This is a genomic window from Epibacterium ulvae (assembly GCF_018678075.1).
Lineage (GTDB): Bacteria > Pseudomonadota > Alphaproteobacteria > Rhodobacterales > Rhodobacteraceae > Epibacterium > Epibacterium ulvae_A.
The window spans coordinates 1-1,674 of sequence record NZ_JAHHIR010000004.1; the positions used below are offsets into that span (position 1 = coordinate 1).

At 56.8% G+C, this 1,674-nt stretch carries 2 protein-coding genes and 2 pseudogenes; 1 reads left to right on the forward strand and 3 read right to left on the reverse strand.

All coding sequences use genetic code 11. The features are described 5' to 3' along the window. Both tnpB and tnpA read right to left on the reverse strand, forming a co-directional pair. The coding region (gene tnpB / locus KMP13_RS00410) for an IS66 family insertion sequence element accessory protein TnpB (RefSeq protein ID WP_215263472.1) at positions 1-142 on the reverse strand (142 nt) is incomplete at its 3' end. Then, a complete protein-coding gene (gene tnpA, locus KMP13_RS00415; protein WP_215263470.1) occupies positions 139-516 on the reverse strand; it encodes an IS66-like element accessory protein TnpA in 378 nt (125 codons plus the stop codon). The genes tnpB and tnpA, both read right to left, overlap by 4 nt. A 45-nt stretch (positions 517-561) precedes the next feature. Between tnpA and KMP13_RS00420 the strand changes: the two are divergent. Beyond that, positions 562-1,398, forward strand: a pseudogene (locus tag KMP13_RS00420) (IS5 family transposase). 27 nt (positions 1,399-1,425) lie between these two features. On the opposite strand, the pseudogene KMP13_RS00425 reads toward KMP13_RS00420, so the two are convergent. After that, positions 1,426-1,674: pseudogene (locus KMP13_RS00425) on the reverse strand (hypothetical protein); the annotation flags it as partial.

Genomic DNA, 1,674 nt, shown 5'->3' on the forward strand with positions numbered 1-1,674 from the left:
CACGAAAGACGAATAAGTGACCTGAATACGGATCTTCAGCCAAAACCTTCTCAGCCTGTGCAGCCAGCGTGTTGAACCCGCGTCGCATGTCCGTCACGCCAGCCGCAAGCCAAACCCGTGTGTTGCTGGGAACGGGGATCAAACCGACAATCCCTGCACCAAGCCAACAACGGCTAGAAGCGATGTGGGACCTTCGATCAAAACACGGTGACCATCTGAAAGTGCAATATCGACGCGCGTGGCCAATAGCAGATCAACGGCAGGCGGCCCGGTGACATCAACGGCAACCGGCAAATCCGGAGACGGCATCGCGACTTCAATGAAAGATGCGTCTTCGAGCGCATCTTCAGGTGCGACCGCTGGCGGCGCAAAGCGCGGATCTTTTAGCCAAGTATAGATCATGTTCGCGTTCATCGCATAGCGCCGGGCAACCTGCGCAACAGACACTCCTGGCGGCATCGTCTGCTGGCAAATCTCCCGCTTCTCATCGTCCGACCAGCCGCGACGATTCTTCATAACATGCCCCTAAGTGTCCACTTATCTAAATGGACACTTAGATCAATGAACAAACCATCGTTAGCGCGGCTAACCCGGACGCTTACTGAATCGCTATCGATCTGGTTTGACCCGGAGATGGTCTGGACACCGCCGCCGACAGGCAAACTCGGCCGCCAACCGCAGTTTAGCGAGACGGCGATCCAGAACTGTCTGACCTTGAAAGTCCTGTTTGGCTTGCCGCTGCGGCACACTACCGGTTCCATTGAAAGCCTGTTGCAACTGGTCGGACTGGGCTGGGCCGGACGGTGCCGGACTTCAGCACTCTTTGCTGCCGCCAAAAGACACTCAATGTGAACCTGCCGTATTGCGGAGGGACCGACCCGCTGGACCTTCTAATCGACAGCACTAGCATCAAATCAGAGGGTGAAGGCGAGTGGAATGCCAGAAAGCACGGCGGCCCCAAACGCAGGAATTGGCGCAAGATTCACATAGGGATAGATGAGGAAACGCTGGAGGTTCGCGCGTTCGAGGTCACCACCAGCAATGTTGGTGACGCGCCCATGTTGCCCAAACTACTGGACCAAATCCCGCCCAGTCCGGAAATCAAATCGGTCACAGAGGACGGAGAGTATGATACGCGGAAATGCCACGAGCGCTGGTGCCAGAGCCCGAAACGAGATGGTCAATGCATCGCGATACCTCGGCCGTGCCCTTTGACGACGTTGGAGCGGATACCACCGCAGGAGCCGGGTCGAAAGTAGGATGCAATGCGTGAAGCTGATGGGGCAGTGTCTCATGGCGCGAGACTGCGACCGGCAGGTCGCGGAAATCCAAATCCGCATTGCCGTACTCAACCGCTATACCGCTCTCGGTATACCTGCCACAGAGGCCGTAGGATAAGTCCGTCCGGGGAAAGGGGAACTGCGCTCACACCCCAATTTGCGCAACAAAGCCGAGAAAAACATAGGTGTTCAGTCCCGGCATCTGGTGGATCGGGTCGATGATGAATTGATCTGGCTCGGAAGTCCAGATTTTGCAGATGTTTTCGTAGGGCGTGAGGCTGCTGCGCGTTTTGTGTCTGCGGGCAAGGGTGTCGGCAGCCATGAAGTCGCCGAGATGTGTTCGTGACTGTCGTAGTGGTCTCGCTTCACTGCCGCCTCCTTGATCGTGCGGTTC

Excerpts from the sequence above, each read along its gene's own strand:
- tnpA (WP_215263470.1), bottom strand. The coding sequence starts at position 516 with ATGAAGAATCGTCGCGGCTGGTCGGACGATGAGAAGCGGGAGATTTGC.